The sequence below is a fragment of the Rhizobium sp. 01N424 genome, from assembly GCF_056399485.1.
On record NZ_JBFTRK010000002.1, the window covers coordinates 504,340 to 520,131 of the forward strand.

Genomic DNA, 15,792 nt, shown 5'->3' on the forward strand with positions numbered 1-15,792 from the left:
CTCAGCCTCCTGTCGAAGCAAACAATCGCGCAAACACGGCCAGCTGTTTTGCCGCCGCCACGAAATCGGCGAGTGCCGCCGGATCGGCATTCCCTTCGGCCAATTGCTTGTGAGCGCTCACCATGTTGTCGAGGACACCTGCATAGCCTGGCTTGCCGTTCCCGGACGGCACAAGCAGCCTGATCGCATTCGCCATCGCCTGCTGCTCGTCCAGTGACGCCTTGTAGGCCGTAATCTTCTCGCTGGCGCTACCATTCCGCCTGATCGTGTCGAGAGCCTTACGCTTGCGCAGAAGCCAATCGCCGTAGTGTTGCTGGACTCTATCGGCGACCAGCGCGAAATCTGCCGCCAGCAGCTCCTGCCCCTTGACGATCGTCGGGTGAGCGCGCCGCATCTGTGTCTGGATACGCCGCCACGCAGCCTCGGTAATAGCTTTCTGGACGATACCGGATATGGCGGCGGCAGCCGGCTCGAAAGTCTTCACGGCTGTCACGTTCGGCGCCGCCGTCGATATCACCTTCTGCATATTGTCCACCGCAGCCGCCACGCCGGGACCTTCGACGCCGCTGGCCGCCCGGGCGAGTGCCTGCCCATAATCGGCGAGCGCGGCCGCATAGGCAATCCGGACATCCCAGACATCGCCTGTTACGAGCGTTGCCCGATAGGCCGGCGGAAATTCGTAGCCGCCGCCTCCCATCGCGAAAACAGTCGCCTGCTCCTCTGTCCGGATAGCCCGTGCCAGCGTATTGTCGATGCCGCGAGCATCTCTCGCCGCCTGGGCGACGGCTGTTGTGGCCGTTCCAAATGCCTGAATATCGCCGGCATCGATATTGGCGCAGCCGGTAAGTGCCGCCGCCGCAAGCAATGCGGCTGCCCGTCGTCGTTTCAACATGAAGTGTTCCCCTGCTCCATCCAAGAGATAGCAGGGATACGCGTGCAAGCAACAAACCACATACAATCAAAGATTGCGAAATATGCAATGCGCCGCGCTGTTATCGGCTTGTAATATTTCCATCATCGACAGAAGCGACAATAGGCTGCGGGAATCGATAATCCGGCTCCCGCCTGGGGTTGCGCTTGCCCGGCTTGACCGGCGGCCTGGATGGATACGGGATATGCTTCAACATCCTTCGAAGAGCCTGAGTGGCGAGAGCTGGGGCAATGCCGGGCCCGGCACGGTGCCCGAACGCCTCGTCATCGTCACCGACGCCTGGCACCCGCAGGTCAATGGTGTCGTGCGCTCGATCGAGAATACCAATCGCGAACTGGCGAAGATGGGCGTCGAGGTGTCGATGGTGACGCCAGAGCGCTTCGCGAGCTTCCCCTGCCCGACCTATCCCGAAATCCGCCTGTCGGTCGCCCGCTATGGCCGCGTTGCCCGCGAGATCGAAAAGCACCGGCCGTCCTACGTTCACATCGCCACCGAAGGCCCGCTCGGGCTGACGGCGCGGCGCTGGTGCCTGAAGAACCGCATGCCCTTCTCCACCAGCTATCACACCCGCTTTCCGGAATATGTCTCGGCACGCCTGCCGGTGCCGAAGAGCTGGCTCTACGCTTTCGTGCGCTGGTTTCACAATTCGGGCGCCGGCTGCATGGTGGCCACCCCCAGCCTCGCCCGCGAACTGGCGGAAAAAGGCATCCGCAACCTGATGCCCTGGACCCGCGGCATCGACGCCTCGCAGTTCCATCCGGCTGAACTCGAGGAGAAGCCCTTCGGCCTGCAGCGCCCCGTCTTCATGACCGTTGGCCGTGTGGCGCTGGAAAAGAACCTGCCCGCCTTCCTCGATCTCGATCTGCCCGGCTCGAAGGTCGTCGTCGGCGACCGCCCGGCGCGCGCCGAGCTTGCCAAGCGCTACCCCGATGTGCTCTTCACCGGCATCAAGTTCGGCGAGGAACTGGCTGATATCTACGCCCAGGCCGACGTTTTCGTCTTCCCGTCGCTGACCGATACTTTCGGCAATACCATCCTCGAGGCGCTCGCCTCCGGCGTCCCGGTCGCCGCCTATCCGGTGACCGGCCCGCTCGACATCATCGGCGATGACGGAGAAGTCGGTGCGCTGGATGACGACCTGCGTGCCGCCTGCCTTGCCGCACTTTCGGCCTCCCGCGAAAAAGCCCGCGAGCTGGCGCTGAACTATTCCTGGGAAGCGGCGACGCAGCAGTTCATCAACAACATCCGCGCCGCCAACGGCGTCATCGCCCCGAAATGGAAGCGCGCCTGGCAATATGCCAAGACCCTGCCAAGGCGGAAGGCGGCGATCGCTGCGGAGTGATTGGTTGAGCCTGAAGTAATTTGAGGTTGGCGCAAGCAGCCCCCTCATCCGCCCTACGGGCACCTTCTCCCCGATGGGGAGAAGGGAAAACCTCAGCGTATTAATTCCTGCACCATCAGGCGGAACGGCGCGGCAATTCCCTTCTCCCCATCGGGGGTCCGAAGGACGGGTCGAGACTGTCGGCTCGACCCCGGTTGGTGGCGGCGGCCGGATGAGGGGGCCGCACGCTCAAAGCTAAAAGGCTAGCTAACCCTAAGTCCGCCGCCTCTTCCCCTCGTAGGGGTTTTCCTTCTCGCGGTAGTGGATCCGGATCGGCACGCTCGGCATATCGAAATCGACGCGCAGGCTGTTGATCAGGAAGCGCGTATAGGATTCCGGCAGGGAATCGGCGCGCGTGCAGGAGATCATGAAGGCCGGCGGGCGGGCCTTGACCTGCGTCATGTATTTCAGCTTCAGGCGGCGGCCGGAGACGGCGGGCGGCGGATGCTGCACCTGCTGCTGCTCCAGCCAGCGATTGAGCTTGGAGGTCGAGATGCGCTTGTTCCAGACACGGTCGGTCTCGATGATCGACTGCATCAGCTTGTCGAGCCCGCGGCCGGTCTGGCCGGAGATCGGTACGGCGCGGATGCCGCGCGCCTGCGGCAGCAGCCGCTCGGTCTTTTCCCGCAGATCGGCAAGCACGGCCTGCGGATCCTCGATCATGTCCCACTTGTTGAAGGCAAGAACAGCGGCGCGGCCTTCGCGGATCACCAGATCCACCAACTGCAGGTCCTGCTTTTCGAACGGAATGGTCGAATCGAAGACGATCACCACCGTTTCGGCAAAGCGGATCGAGCGCAGCGAATCCGCAACCGACAGCTTTTCAAGCTTCTCGGTGACGCGCGCCTTTTTGCGCATGCCGGCGGTATCGAACATCTTGATCGTCCGGCCGTGCCAGTCCCACTCGACGGAAATGCTGTCGCGGGTAATGCCGGCTTCCGGACCCGTCAGCAGACGGTCTTCGCCGAGGAAGCGGTTGATCAGCGTCGACTTGCCGGCATTCGGACGACCGATGATCGCCACGCGCAACGGCTTGGTGTCGTCGTACTCGGGCTCGTAGTCGTCGTCTTCGAATTCGTCGCGAACATCGACGTCAGTGACGGCGTCGTCTTCCTGCTTGGCATAGGCGCGGTCCTTGCCGATCGCTTCGACGATAGCGTCGCGCAGATCGAGCATGCCCTGGCCGTGCTCGGCAGAAATCGGCGTCGGTTCGCCGAGGCCGAGCGTATAGGCATCGTAGAATCCGCCATCGGAGCCCTTGGCTTCCGACTTGTTGGCAACCAGCACCACCGGCTTGCCGCGGCGGCGCAGCATCTCGGCGAGATCCTTGTCAACAGGCGTCAGCCCGAACTTGGCATCGACGACGAAGAGCGAAAGATCCGCCTCGTCGATCGCCGCTTCCGTCTGCAAACGCATGCGGCCCTGCAGGCTCTCTTCGTCGGCCTCTTCGAGACCGGCGGTGTCGATGATGGTGAAGGTCAGGCCCATCAGCCGCGCGTCGCCAGGACGGCGGTCGCGGGTAACGCCCGGCGTGTCATCGACAAGCGCCAGCTTCTTCCCAACCAGGCGGTTGAAAAGCGTCGATTTACCGACATTCGGGCGACCGACGATGGCGACCGTAAAACTCATCAGGTTTCCTTAAGCTCAGCCCTGTGCGGCGGGCGCCTTGCCGGATGCGGTGATATTATCAAGCATCATCTGCGCCCGGTTGGCAACATTGCGCGGGCTCGCGGCATCTTCAGTGATCTGCGTGAACCAGGTACGCGCCTGCGCCATGTTGCCGGCCTTGTAGGCGGCAATGCCGAGCGCTTCGCGGGCCGAGTGGCGGAAGGCATTGGCCGGGATCGCCATATCCTCAAGCTCGGCAACGACCTGATCGTAAGTGCCGGTATCGATCAGCAACCAGCCGGCGCGAAGCTTGGCGGCACTGCGCACGGCTTCCGGAACCGACTGATCCTTGCCTATCACCTGGAAGGCAGCAACGGCGCCGGCATTATCGCCCTTGGCCGACAGGACAGTCGCGGCGCGCATGCGGGCCAGAACCGGATAGGCGCCATGGCCTTCCTTCTCCAGCTTGTCGAGAGCGGCGATCGCTTCGTCGTTCTTGTTCTCGTCGGCAAGCTTCATTGCCGCCAGGAACTGGTCGCCGGTGCTGGACGAGGCATTGTCGTCCCAATACTGGTAGACCTTGAAGCCGACGGTGCCGAGAACGATCAGGACGGCGAGCGCGATCAGGTAGCGGCCAAAGCGGCGCCATGCGCCCTTCATCTGGTCGGAACGCAGTTCCTCATTGACTTCACGAATGAAGCTGTCGTCGTTGAATGCCATTCTCGTCTCCGGCAGGAAAAGCCCAGTTTATGCGTTTGCGCATATTGTTGGGCCTTCTACCCCATTTTGCGGCCGATGTAAGGGGGATATCTGAGATTCCTCAGGAAGCCAGCATCGGCAGCGGCGCCACGCCGATCAGCCATTCATGCACCCGCCAGATCATCAGCGCCCAGACGATGACACCGATGACCACGGCATAGAGATCGTATTTGCCCGAAACGAACACCGGAAGGGTGATCTCGCCGCGGCGCCAGCGGCGCTTCAGCGAGATGCGCAGGATGACGCCCCAGGCGAGAAACGCCGCAAACAGCAGGACGGAATAGGCCTCGCCATTCGACAGCAGATGGGCGAGCGCCCAGATCTTCACCGACAGCACCACCGGATGCTTGGTCTTGGCCCGGATATGGCCGGCCGGCAGAAAGCCGGCGACAAAACAGATGACGGCGAGAAGCATTAGCGTCACGGTCAGATGCGCCATGCCCGCCGGCGGATTGTAGAGCATGCCGATCGGCTCGCTGCGCGCCGTCACGAAGGCATAGGCGACGAACACCAGCGTCAGGATGCTGGCGATCGAATGGAAGGCGATCCATACCGGCTTGCCGAGCTTCTCGATCATCGCCAGCCGGAAGCCAGGTACGACGACGCGGATCAGATGAAGACCGAGGAAGAGAACGAGGCTTAAGGCAAGCAAGGCCATGGCTGATATTCCTGATTGATAGGTGCTGATGCTGGATACCGGTTGACCGGCGAAAATGCCAGCGCGACCGCAGCTTCGCCGCAATTCTGTAACAGGAAAGCCGCAAACAAATTGTCGCGGTGCCCATGTTTCGTTTCATTTCCTCTGCCTGCCTCGCCCTTTCCGTTTCCCTGCCCTCTGCAGCCATCGCTGCCGATCAGCCGAAGCAGCTCGTCATCATTTCCTTCGATGGCGCCCACGACAACGCGCTCTGGCAGAAGAGCCGCGAGATGGCGGCGAAGAACGGCGCGCACTTCACTTATTTTCTGTCCTGCACCTTCCTGATGAATCAGGACGCGAAGAAGGCCTACCAAGCCCCTCATCAGAAACGCGGAAAGTCGAATGTCGGCTTCGCCCAGAGCGACGACGAAATCCGCGAGCGGCTCGGCAACATCTGGCATGCGCATCTGGAGGGACACGACATCTCCAGCCATGCCTGCGGCCATTTCGACGGCCGCCAATGGAGCAGCGCCGACTGGTCGGAGGAATATGCGACCTTCAAGGCGACGCTGAAGAGTGCCTGGAAGAGTGTCGGCCTCGAGGAGCCGGATGGCTGGCAGGATCTCGCCGATCACGGCATCAAGGGTTTCCGCGCCCCCTACCTCTCGGCAACGGCGGGCAGCGACATGATCACCGCAGAAAAGAAGGCGGGCTTCACCTATGACGCCAGCCTCGTCACCAAGGGACCGGCCATGCCCGTCATCGAAGACGGCATCATCCGCTTCGGCCTGCCGCTGATCCCCGAGGGACCGAAGGACCGCCCGATCATCGGCATGGACTACAACCTCTTCGTCCGCCACTCCAAGGGCGAAGAAGACGCCGCCGACAGCAAGACCTTCGAAGAACGCTCCTACGCCGCCTTCAAGGAAGCCTTCGACAAGCAATATGCCGGCAACCGCATCCCGCTGCAGCTCGGCTTCCATTTCGTCGAAATGAACGGCGGCGCCTATTGGCGGGCACTCGACCGGCTGGTCAGCGACGTCTGCCATAGGAGCGATGTCGCTTGCGTCAGCTATTCCGAGGCGATTCCGATGATCTTGGAGCGCGGGAAATTGAAAGAGCAGGACGCTTCGGGGCTGTAACGGCGGTTTAGTTCAGCAGCATGAGGAGATTGGCCGCCAGCGCAGGCGGCCCCCTCATCCGGCCCTTCGGGCCACCTTCTCCCCGCTGGGGAGAAGGGAAGTTTGGAAACTGCCTCCCCTAAAAAGCGAGCGTTCAAGGCTGGGTCCCTTCTCCCCCGCGGGGAGAAGGTGGCGGCAGCCGGATGAGGGGGCCGCTCGCTCGAAGCCTTCAGTAAGCTACCTCAGCCGTCCTGATGGACAACCCCACCCTCACGATCCAGATACCGCTGATCGATCGCCGGCAACGGCTCCCCATCGATCGCCGATTCGAACGTCCGAAGACGCTTGTAGATGGACAGCAGCTCGACGATCGTCGTCCAGGAATTGACGAGATACTGGAACGATTCACGCACCTGCCCGAAAACGTTCTGGATCTGGCTCATGACGCCAAGCGTCAGCTTGCCAGCAACGATCGACGGCACGAGGACGAAGGTGCCGAACAGATTGTCCGCCTGCAGATAGAAGATGCGGGCGACGTTGAAATACATGTAGTGGAAATAGAGGCGGAAGTAGTTGCGCCGGACGTTGGCGAAAAGCTGCGCCACCGTGATCGGATCCGCGCGGTCGTCATGGTCCTCGCCATAGACCAGCTCTTTGCGGTAGGCCGCTTCAACGCGCTGGTTGCGGAACTCGAGGCCCGGCAGCTTGATCCCGACCGCCGCCAGAAACACCGTTCCGAACAGCGACCAGCAGATCGCCGCCCAGACGAGCGCATGCGGGACTTCGCCGATAATTGGAAGTTCGGTGACCGTGCCGGAGAACTTGAACAGCACCGGCAGGAAGGCGATCAGCGTCATGATCGAGCTGACGAGGTTGACGCCAAGGCTTTCGACCGTGGTCGAGAAGCGCATCGTGTCTTCCTGAACACGCTGCGAAGCGCCTTCGATATGGCGCAGCTTCGGCCAGTAGGACGTGTAGAATTCGTTCATCGCCGTGCGCCAGCGGAAGATATAGTGGCTGACGAAGAACAGGTTCAGCACGCCGACGGTGATGGCGACGAAGGCGATGCCCGCAAAACCCGTCATGCCCCAATAGAGGTCGGCAGCGCTCGGAATCGGGTCCTGACGCGCCAGCGCCCGCTGGATCATGTCGTAGAACGGACCGTACCACGCATTGATCGCCACGCTCACCTGCACCGAGAAATAGGTGTTGAAGATGATCAGCGCCGAGCCGAGCACCGACCAATTCTGCCAGCGGTGCGGGCTGTAGGTAAACCAGAAGCCCGCGAACAGGGCGACGAAGACCGCGTAATAGATGTAGAACCACAGGAACGGCTTCGACCAGAAGACGGAAACGCCGATCACCGCCTCCTCCCCGGCCGGCAGCGGCGGCAGGCCGATCGCGGCACCGAGGCCGGAGCCTCCGAAATACCATAGAAGAACGCCGATCAGCGCCCAAACGATAGCGGATGTGAAGAACAGTTTCGGCTTCGGGAAATAGGAGACGAACACGTTTGCGCGGCTTTCTTGAACAGAGTCGGCATTTGCTTTGACAGCACTGATTGTGCGGGAAATTAAGGCAGTTCGAAGAAGGCAGCAATGGCCGAGAGCCATTCTTACGTATTTGTAACGGCTTATCCCAGTTTCTTGATGACCGGCAGCACCAGCAGCGCGCAGACGACGAGTGCGGCCGCCGCCATATAGGTCGGCAGCGTGAAGCTGCCGGTGCCCTGCGCCACCCAGCCGGCGACCAGCGGCCCGATGATCTGGCCGAGTCCGAAGGCCGCCGTCATCATCGCGAAGATCCGCCGCGGGCTTTCGGGCGACAGCTTGCGGCCGATCTGCAGGCCGAAGGCGGTGATCGCAAGGAAGGTCGCGCCGAACAACCCGCCGCCGATCAGCGGCGCCAGCGAATGCGGCAGCATGACGGTGGCCAGAACGCCCGCTGCCTCGACCACCAGCGCGGCCACATAGACGCCGCCGAGGCCAAGCGGCTTGACGAAGGGCTTCCAGGCAAACAGCGCGACCGCCGATGTCAGCCCGGCAATGAACCAGCAAAGAAACTCCACCATCTGCCCGGCCGCATCCATGCGCGCGATGGCGACGAGGAAGGTGGCGGTGATCACATAGCCGAAGCCGAAGATCCCGTAGGACAGCGTCACCAGCGTCATCGGCCGGTTCCAGCGGATGGCAGGCTCCGGCCCTGACTGCTGCGAACGTGCCGGGCCGGCCGGCAGCAGAAACCAGACGGCGGCAAGACTGACCGCAGAGAAGATCGCCCCGCCGAACCAGTCGGCTCGCCAGGCGCCAACAACGGGATAGAGGAGACCGATCAGCAGCACCATGACCGACGATAGCGCGATCCCCGCCCCCGGCCCGCCGAAATGCGCCGATTGCACATGGTCGTTCCCCGCTGCAGCCCCATGGCTGAGGACGATCGACGAGGTGAAGATCATTGCAAAGGCGCTGGCGAGACCGGCGAGGAACCGGATTGCAGCGAAGACGGGCACCGAGGTCGTCACGCCCATCGCTGCCAGTAGCAGCGTGCTGAGTGCCAAAGCCGACAGCGCCACGAAGCGCTCCCGCCCCGCCGCCCAGCCATAGGCGGCAAGAATGGCACCCGCAAGATAACCGACGAAATTCGCCGAGGCGATGAAGCCGGCATCCGATGCCGAGAGCGGAACGCCGCTCATCATGCCCGGCAGGATCGGCGTGTAGGAGAAGCGCCCGAAGCCCATGGCCGCGGCCATGGCGATCATCCCGGCAAGCGCCGTGCGGAACAGACTGACGGGCTCATTGTCATTGCGTGCCAACATGCCACGGTTATCGCGCCGTTCTTGCTGCACCGCAAACAAGTAATTCTCATCGATCGATCAATTTCAGAAATTCGAAATGTGCATCTTGAAACGCGATATCGTACGATATATGTTTTACGACATAGCATTCGATATGACTAACGATGAAAGGAAGAGCTATGAGAGGCTTTAGAGGTGGTGGTGGCGGCATGTTCGGCGATGCGATCCGCATGGGAATGGGCCGGAAGTTTTCGGCAGGCGATCTGCAGATCGTGCTTCTGGCGCTGCTCAACGAGCAGCCGCGCCACGGTTATGAACTGATCAAGGTGCTGGAAGAGCGTTCCGGCGGTTTCTACGTGCCGAGCCCCGGGGTCATCTACCCGGCGCTGACCTATCTGGAAGAAACCGGCCTGACCGAAGTCGAGGCCGAGGGCACCAAGAAGCTCTACAAGATCACCGAAAGCGGCAAGCGCAAGGTCGAGGAGAACCGCGCCATGATTGACGGCATTTTCAGCAAGCTTGAGCGCGTCGGCGAGAAGATGGCCTTCGTCAACCGCATGTTCGATCCGGAACAGCATGGCCGCCGCCACGAGGAGAACGAGGAGTTCATGCGCGACGACCGTGAGGTTCGCGCCGCCCGCGAACTGCTCCGCTCGGCGCTGCGCATGCGTCATCCCTGGTCACCGGCCGAAGCGCTCCGTATTTCAGGCATCCTGGAGCGCGCCGCAATGGAAATCCTCCAGGGCGGTGATGCCAAGCCGCAAGGCTGAGCTGTCCACACCAGACCTTAAAGCGGACTGCCGTCGCGCGTTGCGTGGCGGCCGTCTTTTTGCAGGACGGGGCCGATCTGCGCCATGTCGCGCCGCACCGAACTGCCCGGCAGCCCGTCGCGCTCCGCGACCCAATATCCAGCTACGCCAATCGCCATCATCACCGCAAACAGTGGAACGGCCACGGCAGATTTCCTGAACCGCCCGAAGCGGATCGGCTTTTCGATCAGCAGATAAGTCAGGGCTGCAAGGGCAAAGCCGGCGGCAAGCAGGCCGATGCGAACGGAAAGCGCCGGCGTGTCCTTCTCGACGATGTAGCCGAACGACAAGAGCGGCCAGTGCCACAGATAAAGCGGATAGCTGATCAGGCCGACGGCGATGGCAATCGGATTGCTGAAGATCGCCTGTTTCAGGAATGCGGTCCTCCCCGCAGCAATCACCAGCACGGCTCCGAGAACCGGTGCGGCGGCGATGATGCCCGGAAAAGCCTGCTTCTCGCGGATCAGCGCGAAACTCAGAACCAGCAACACGATGCCGGAGATGGCGGCGGCATTGGCCGCCGGTTTCGAAAGATTGCCGCGGGACCGCTCAAGCTCGGCCAGTGCAGCACCGGCAAGCAGCTCCCAGAAGCGGGTAATCGGCAGGTAGAATGCCGTTGTCCGGTCAAGGTAGACGATGACCAGATTGGCAATCATCGAGACAAGCGCCACGACGGCGATCGTCTTGATCACGTTCATGCCGCGCCGCCAGGCAATCCAGGCCGCCAGCGGCCAGACGATGTAGAATTGCTCCTCGACGCCCAGCGACCAGAGATGCAGCAGCGGATTGGAAATGCCGCCATCCTTCTGGCTGCCGATCTCGAACCAGAAAAGCAGATTGGCAACGAAACCAGCGCCACCCGCCACATGCTCGCCAAGCTCCCTGTTGTCGGCCGCCGACAAGGCGATCCAGCCAACGCACAGGCAGAACAGCAGCACAGCGATCAGCGCCGGAAAAATCCGGCGGATGCGGCGGCTATAGAAATCGAAGATCGAGAAGCGGTCGTCATGCAACTGCTGCAGGATATGCCCGCTGATCAGATAGCCCGAAATCACGAAGAAGATATCGACGCCGACAAGGCCGCCCGGCAGCCAGGTGGGAAAGGCATGGAAGATGACGACGGACAGAACCGCGACAGCGCGCAGCCCGTCGATATCCGAGCGATAGCCGTGCTGAACGGCCGATCCACTGCCCTGTTGTCTCTGCAGCATTCCCGACCCTCCGCAACAGCCGGCGGGCAAGGCAAAGGTTCAGCCGGCATGTCTCAAGCGGTACCGCGGAAATGCCGCAGCCGCTAATCGGCCATAGGCGGTAGACGCCTGAATATTCGGATGAGGGTGGTGCTAAGCCTGGCCGCCGGGCGCCGTAAAGGATGAGCGCCCTACCCGGTTAAGCAGCAAGATCCGGCAGCGTCAGGATCAGTGGACCGTTGCGGGTCGCAACGACCGTATGCTCGTATTGCACGGTCGGCGCCTGCGGATCGGCATAGAGCGTCCAGGCATCGTCGCCGCCTTCGGCCCAGGTGGCGCCGAGCGACAGGAACGGCTCGACGGTGAAGACCAGACCATCGGTCATGATCCGCTTTTCGGACGGATCCGGCCAGGTCGAGAGTTCGCCCGGCTCCTCGTGCAGCGAGCGGCCGACGCCGTGGCTCGCCAGATTGGCGACCAGCGTGTAGCGGTTCTTGGCTGCAAAGGCGCCGACGGCATTGCCGATCTTTGCCAGCGGCTCGCCCGACTTGATCTGGTTGAGGCCGACGAACAGCGCCCGCTTGCCGTCGCGGCAGAGCCGCTCGATCTTCGGCTTGACCGGCGGCACGGTGAAGGAGGCGCCTGTGTCGGCGAAGAAGCCGTTCTTCTCGGCCGAGACGTCGATATTGACGAGATCGCCCGGGCGGATCATCCGCGGGCCGGGAATGCCGTGGGCGATCTCCTCGTTGACGCTGATGCAGGTCGCACCCGGAAACTGGTAGCAGAATTCAGGCGCCGAACGGGCGCCTGCATCTTCGAGAACCTTGCGGCCGATCTGGTCAAGCTCCAGGGTGGTGATCCCCGGCTCAAGCGCTGCAGCCATGATCTGGATGGCATTGGCGCAGATGCGCCCGACATCCTTCAGCTTTTCCAGTTCGTCGTCGTTTTCGATTACCATCGTTCTTCCCGGCTGCCGCATCGGCGGCAGGCCAATTGCGGGTCTAGGCGGTGGCTTTCGCGCCTTCGCCCGTTTCAGTCAATGCCTTTCTGACCAGCGGCGCGACTTTCGTGCCGTAGAGCTCGATGCCGCGCATGATCTGGCCATGCGGCATCAGGCCGATCGCCATCTGCAGCAGGAAGCGGTCATTCCCGAACACCTTGTGCGCAGCCACAATCTTCTCGGCCACCTGTTCCGGATTGCCCAGAAAGAGGTTGCCGATCGGTCCGCGCGCCGCATCGAAATGCGCCCGGTTCGTCGGCCCCCAGCCGCGCTCGCGGCCGATGCGGTTCATCACCTCGGCCTGCGGCCCATAGAACTGGTCGGCGGCCGTCTCGGTCGTATCGGCGATGAAGCCGTGGACGTTGATGCTGGTCTTCAGCTTCGAAGCGTCCTGCCCTGCCCGGCGTGCCGCCTCGCGATAGAGCTCGAAGAGCGGCGCAAAGCGCGGATATTCCCCGCCGATGATCGCCAGTGCCACCGGCAGGCCCATCGCGCCTGCCCGCGCCACCGACTGCGGCGTCCCGCCGACGGCAATCCACAGCGGCAGCGGATCCTGCAGCGGACGCGGATAGACGCCGCGCCCGTTGATCGGCGCCCGCAGCTCGCCCTTCCAGTTGACGACTTCCTCGTCGCGCAGTGCCATCAAGAGATCAAGCTTCTCCTCGAACAGCTGGTCGTAGTCTTCGAGATTGTAGCCGAACAGCGGGAAGGACTCGATGAACGACCCGCGCCCCGCCATGATCTCGGCGCGCCCATTCGACAACAGATCGAGCGTTGCGAACTGCTGGAACACGCGGACAGGATCCTCGGACGACAGAACGGTGACGGCGCTCGTCAGCCGGATGTTCTTGGTCTTCACCGCAGCCGCGGCAAGCGCCATGGCCGGAACAGAAGCGGCATAGTCGGGACGGTGATGCTCGCCAAGCCCGAAGACATCGAGCCCCACCTGGTCGGCAAGCTCGATTTCCTCGATCAGATGCTTCAACCGCTCGGCACCCTCCGCGCCCTTGCTGCGGCTCGGATTGGGATTGACGTCGGCGAAAGTATAGAGACCCAATTCCATTGTCGGCATCCTGTTGAACTTGCTCCTCAGATAAGGATCGGCAAGCCCCCGGGCAAACGGAAATTCTGGAACGGATCGTTCGAAAAAGTTGATGGCTGGATGGGATCAGGCCAGCGGCCAATCCGAATCCAAATTCAACGGCTTGCGGGCGCAGGCGGAATCGAAGTCGAAGCCGCCTCAGCGCCCGCTTTAAGCCGGTCAGGTCCGCTTCAGATATTCCTCAAGCTGGCCGGCGACGGTACCCCAGCCCTCGTGAAAACCCATCTTCTCGTGAGCCTCCTTGTCTTCGGCACGCCAGTGCAGCGCCTTGGCGGTGTATTTTGTGCGGCCGTTGCCGAGATCTTCGAGCAGGATGACGGCGGTGAAGAACGGCTTTTCGGACGGCACCCAGCCGCTCGTATAGGCATCGGTGAAGACGATCTTCTCGTTTTCGACGAGCTCCAGATAGACGCCGGAATTCGGATACTTGTTCCCGTCAGGATCCTGCATGACGACGTAGCTGGAGCCACCCGGGCGCACGTCGAGCTTGGCTTCGGCGATCGTCCAGGGCTTCGGAACGAACCATTCCTTGATCGAATTCTCGTCGGTCCAGGCCTTGTAGATCTTCTCGCGCGGCACATCCATTTCGCGGACGAGAACCAGTTCATGTTGGGTCGTGGCGGTCATTTCGGCATTCCTCCTGTTATAGCGAAACCTGTGTACGATCAGGTTGTTCCAAGGACGTGGCGGCTCCCGCCATTCCGACATCGAGGTCGATTTTTCGAAGGTTATTTGACGCCGGACAGCACCGACGGTTTCTGCAGGCCATCGAGCTGCAGGCGGATATGGGCGGCCTCGGCGGCGGAATTGGCGAGCGCAATGGCCCGGTCGAACGCCTCGCGCGCCTCCCGCGTCCGCCCCATCTGCTTCAGCAACCCGCCCCTCAGACCATGGAAATAGAAATAGCCGTCGAGCTTCTCGGCAAGCGTATCGACCAGCGCCAACGCCTCTTCCGGCCCCTTGAGCTTGGAGACCGCCACAGCCCGGTTCAGCGTGATCACCGGCGAAGGCTGCAGACGCTCCAGTACGCGGTAAAGGATCTCGATCTCTTCCCAATCGGTATCCTCCGCCCGCTTGGCGCGCGAATGGATCGCCGCGATCGCGGCCTGGATCTGATAGGGACCGGGCCGGCGGTGGCGGATCGCCTTGTCGAGCAGGTTGAGCGCCTCGTTGATCAGCGCATGGTTCCAGCACGTCCGGTCCTGATCCTCGAGCAGCACCAGCTCGCCCCTGGCATCGAAGCGGGCATCGCGGCGCGAGATCTGCAGCAGCATCAGCGCCAGCAGCCCCATGATCTCGGGCTCACCCGGAAAGATCCGCAGCATCAGCCGCCCGAGGCGGATCGCCTCGTCGGCGAAGGCGGCCGCTTCGCGCTTCGGGTCGCCCTGCGAATAGCCTTCGTTGAAGACCAGATAGATCATCGTTGAGACGATGGTGAGCCGCTCTGCCCGCTCCTCCTGTCCCGGCGTCTCGAAGGGTACGCCGGCCTTGGCGACACGCGCCTTGGCGCGGGTGATGCGCTGCTCCATGGCGCTTTCGCCAACCAGGAACGCCTTGGAGATCTGCTGCACCGACAGCCCGGAGACGATGCGGAGCGCCAGCGCGATCTGCTGCGTCGCCGGCAGATCCGGATGGCAGCAGATGAACAAGAGCCGCAGGATGTCGTCGCGATAATTGGATTCGTCCAGCCGGTCGGCGATATCGCTTTCTGCATCCTCGGTATCGGAAATCAGTTCCTCGTCCGGCAGCGCCTGCGTCTTCTTCTGCTTGCGCACCGCGTCGATGCCGCTGTTGCGGCCGACGAAGATCAACCATGCCGTCGGATCGCGTGGCGGACCCTTGTCCGGCCAGGTGCGGATGGCGCGCAGGCAGGCCTCCTGAAAGGCCTCTTCCGCGATATCGAGATCGCGGAAATAGCGAAGCAGCGCGCCCAGCGCCTTCGGCCGGGCCGAAGCCAGCGTCACGTCGATCCAGGCAATGTCTGTCATGTGGCTTTATCTCCCGGATGGAACACGTAGAAGGGGCGGATCTCGTAGGAGGTCGAGCCCGGATTGGCGGCCGACAGCTCCTTGGCAAAGGCGATCGCTTCGTCCAGCGTCTCGAAATCGACGCAGTAGAAACCGAGGAGCGCTTCCTTGGTTTCGGCGAAGGGTCCATCGAGCACCAGCGGCTCGTCCTTGCCCTTGCGCAGCGTGGTCGCCGAGGTCGTCGGCATCAGGCGGCCGGTCGGGCCGAGCTTGCCGGACTTGGCAAGGGGCTCCTGCACCGCATAAAGCCTGGCCATGACGGCATCCTCCTCTTCCTTCGACCAGGAAAAGACGGTTTCTTCATTGGCATAGCAAAGGATCGCATACAGCATCGGTCACTCCTCTTCCTCAATGACGAAGGAGTAACCCGCCATCCGACACGGCGCAGCAAAAAATTACGCCAGGCAAAATTAGCATTGGGGATTGTATCGGC

15 protein-coding genes are annotated in these 15,792 nt (G+C 62.3%); 3 read left to right on the forward strand and 12 right to left on the reverse strand.

Annotated features, from left to right (window positions below; translation table 11 throughout):
• Position 1 precedes the first annotated feature (1 nt).
• Positions 2-892: a hypothetical protein gene (locus tag AC1DNK_RS08195; protein ID WP_477940393.1), complete on the reverse strand. Its 891-nt coding sequence runs from the start codon at positions 890-892 to the stop codon at positions 2-4.
• 223 nt (positions 893-1,115) lie between these two features.
• On the opposite strand from AC1DNK_RS08195, the gene AC1DNK_RS08200 reads away from it, so the two are divergent.
• The gene (locus AC1DNK_RS08200) at positions 1,116-2,273 is read left to right on the forward strand and encodes a glycosyltransferase family 4 protein (RefSeq protein ID WP_477940394.1); all 1,158 of its coding nucleotides are present in this window, start codon (positions 1,116-1,118) and stop codon (positions 2,271-2,273) included.
• A gap of 252 nt (positions 2,274-2,525) precedes the next feature.
• On the opposite strand, the gene der is transcribed toward AC1DNK_RS08200, so the two are convergent.
• The 3 genes from der to AC1DNK_RS08215 form a co-directional block, all read right to left on the reverse strand.
• On the reverse strand, positions 2,526-3,941 hold the full coding sequence (gene der / locus AC1DNK_RS08205; RefSeq protein WP_310294247.1) for a ribosome biogenesis GTPase Der: 1,416 nt from the start codon (positions 3,939-3,941) through the stop codon (positions 2,526-2,528).
• A 15-nt stretch (positions 3,942-3,956) separates the two neighbouring features.
• Positions 3,957-4,640 carry a tetratricopeptide repeat protein gene (locus tag AC1DNK_RS08210; RefSeq protein WP_112390302.1) on the reverse strand — a complete coding sequence of 228 codons (684 nt, stop codon included), beginning with the start codon at positions 4,638-4,640 and terminating at the stop codon, positions 3,957-3,959.
• A gap of 100 nt (positions 4,641-4,740) precedes the next feature.
• Positions 4,741-5,337, reverse strand: a complete 597-nt coding sequence (locus AC1DNK_RS08215) for an NnrU family protein (RefSeq protein ID WP_477940395.1) — start codon at positions 5,335-5,337, stop codon at positions 4,741-4,743.
• A gap of 125 nt (positions 5,338-5,462) precedes the next feature.
• Between AC1DNK_RS08215 and AC1DNK_RS08220 the strand changes: the two genes are divergently transcribed.
• On the forward strand, positions 5,463-6,458 hold the full coding sequence (locus AC1DNK_RS08220) for a polysaccharide deacetylase family protein (protein ID WP_477940396.1): 996 nt from the start codon (positions 5,463-5,465) through the stop codon (positions 6,456-6,458).
• Between the two features lie 221 nt (positions 6,459-6,679).
• Here the strand turns inward: AC1DNK_RS08220 and bacA are convergent, their stop codons facing one another.
• Together bacA and AC1DNK_RS08230 are read right to left on the reverse strand one after the other, a co-directional pair.
• On the reverse strand, positions 6,680-7,948 hold the full coding sequence (gene bacA, locus AC1DNK_RS08225) for a bacteroid development protein BacA (protein WP_112515657.1): 1,269 nt from the start codon (positions 7,946-7,948) through the stop codon (positions 6,680-6,682).
• Positions 7,949-8,070: 122 nt separating this feature from the next.
• Positions 8,071-9,252, reverse strand: coding sequence for a YbfB/YjiJ family MFS transporter (locus AC1DNK_RS08230; protein ID WP_112516090.1), 1,182 nt, complete (start codon positions 9,250-9,252; stop codon positions 8,071-8,073).
• A gap of 158 nt (positions 9,253-9,410) precedes the next feature.
• On the opposite strand from AC1DNK_RS08230, the gene AC1DNK_RS08235 reads away from it, so the two are divergent.
• On the forward strand, positions 9,411-10,001 hold the full coding sequence (locus tag AC1DNK_RS08235) for a PadR family transcriptional regulator (protein ID WP_477940397.1): 591 nt from the start codon (positions 9,411-9,413) through the stop codon (positions 9,999-10,001).
• 17 nt (positions 10,002-10,018) lie between these two features.
• Here AC1DNK_RS08235 and AC1DNK_RS08240 read toward each other — a convergent pair whose 3' ends face one another.
• The 6 genes from AC1DNK_RS08240 to AC1DNK_RS08265 all read right to left on the reverse strand — a co-directional run bounded on the left by AC1DNK_RS08240 (position 10,019) and on the right by AC1DNK_RS08265 (position 15,691).
• Positions 10,019-11,251, reverse strand: coding sequence for an acyltransferase family protein (locus tag AC1DNK_RS08240; RefSeq protein ID WP_477940398.1), 1,233 nt, complete (start codon positions 11,249-11,251; stop codon positions 10,019-10,021).
• A 178-nt stretch (positions 11,252-11,429) separates the two neighbouring features.
• On the reverse strand, positions 11,430-12,188 hold the full coding sequence (map, locus tag AC1DNK_RS08245) for a type I methionyl aminopeptidase (protein WP_477940399.1): 759 nt from the start codon (positions 12,186-12,188) through the stop codon (positions 11,430-11,432).
• A 43-nt stretch (positions 12,189-12,231) separates the two neighbouring features.
• A complete protein-coding gene (locus AC1DNK_RS08250; protein WP_477940400.1) occupies positions 12,232-13,293 on the reverse strand; it encodes an LLM class flavin-dependent oxidoreductase in 1,062 nt (353 codons plus the stop codon).
• Between the two features lie 198 nt (positions 13,294-13,491).
• Entirely contained in the window at positions 13,492-13,959 is a 468-nt protein-coding gene (locus AC1DNK_RS08255; RefSeq protein ID WP_477940401.1) for an SRPBCC family protein, read from the reverse strand.
• A 101-nt stretch (positions 13,960-14,060) separates the two neighbouring features.
• The gene (locus tag AC1DNK_RS08260; RefSeq protein ID WP_477940402.1) at positions 14,061-15,320 is read right to left on the reverse strand and encodes an RNA polymerase sigma factor; all 1,260 of its coding nucleotides are present in this window, start codon (positions 15,318-15,320) and stop codon (positions 14,061-14,063) included.
• Positions 15,317-15,691 (reverse strand): YciI family protein, encoded by a 375-nt coding sequence (locus AC1DNK_RS08265; RefSeq protein ID WP_477940404.1) that lies wholly within the window; start codon positions 15,689-15,691, stop codon positions 15,317-15,319. The genes AC1DNK_RS08260 and AC1DNK_RS08265 overlap by 4 nt, the downstream gene beginning before the upstream one ends.
• Positions 15,692-15,792: the final 101 nt, after the last annotated feature.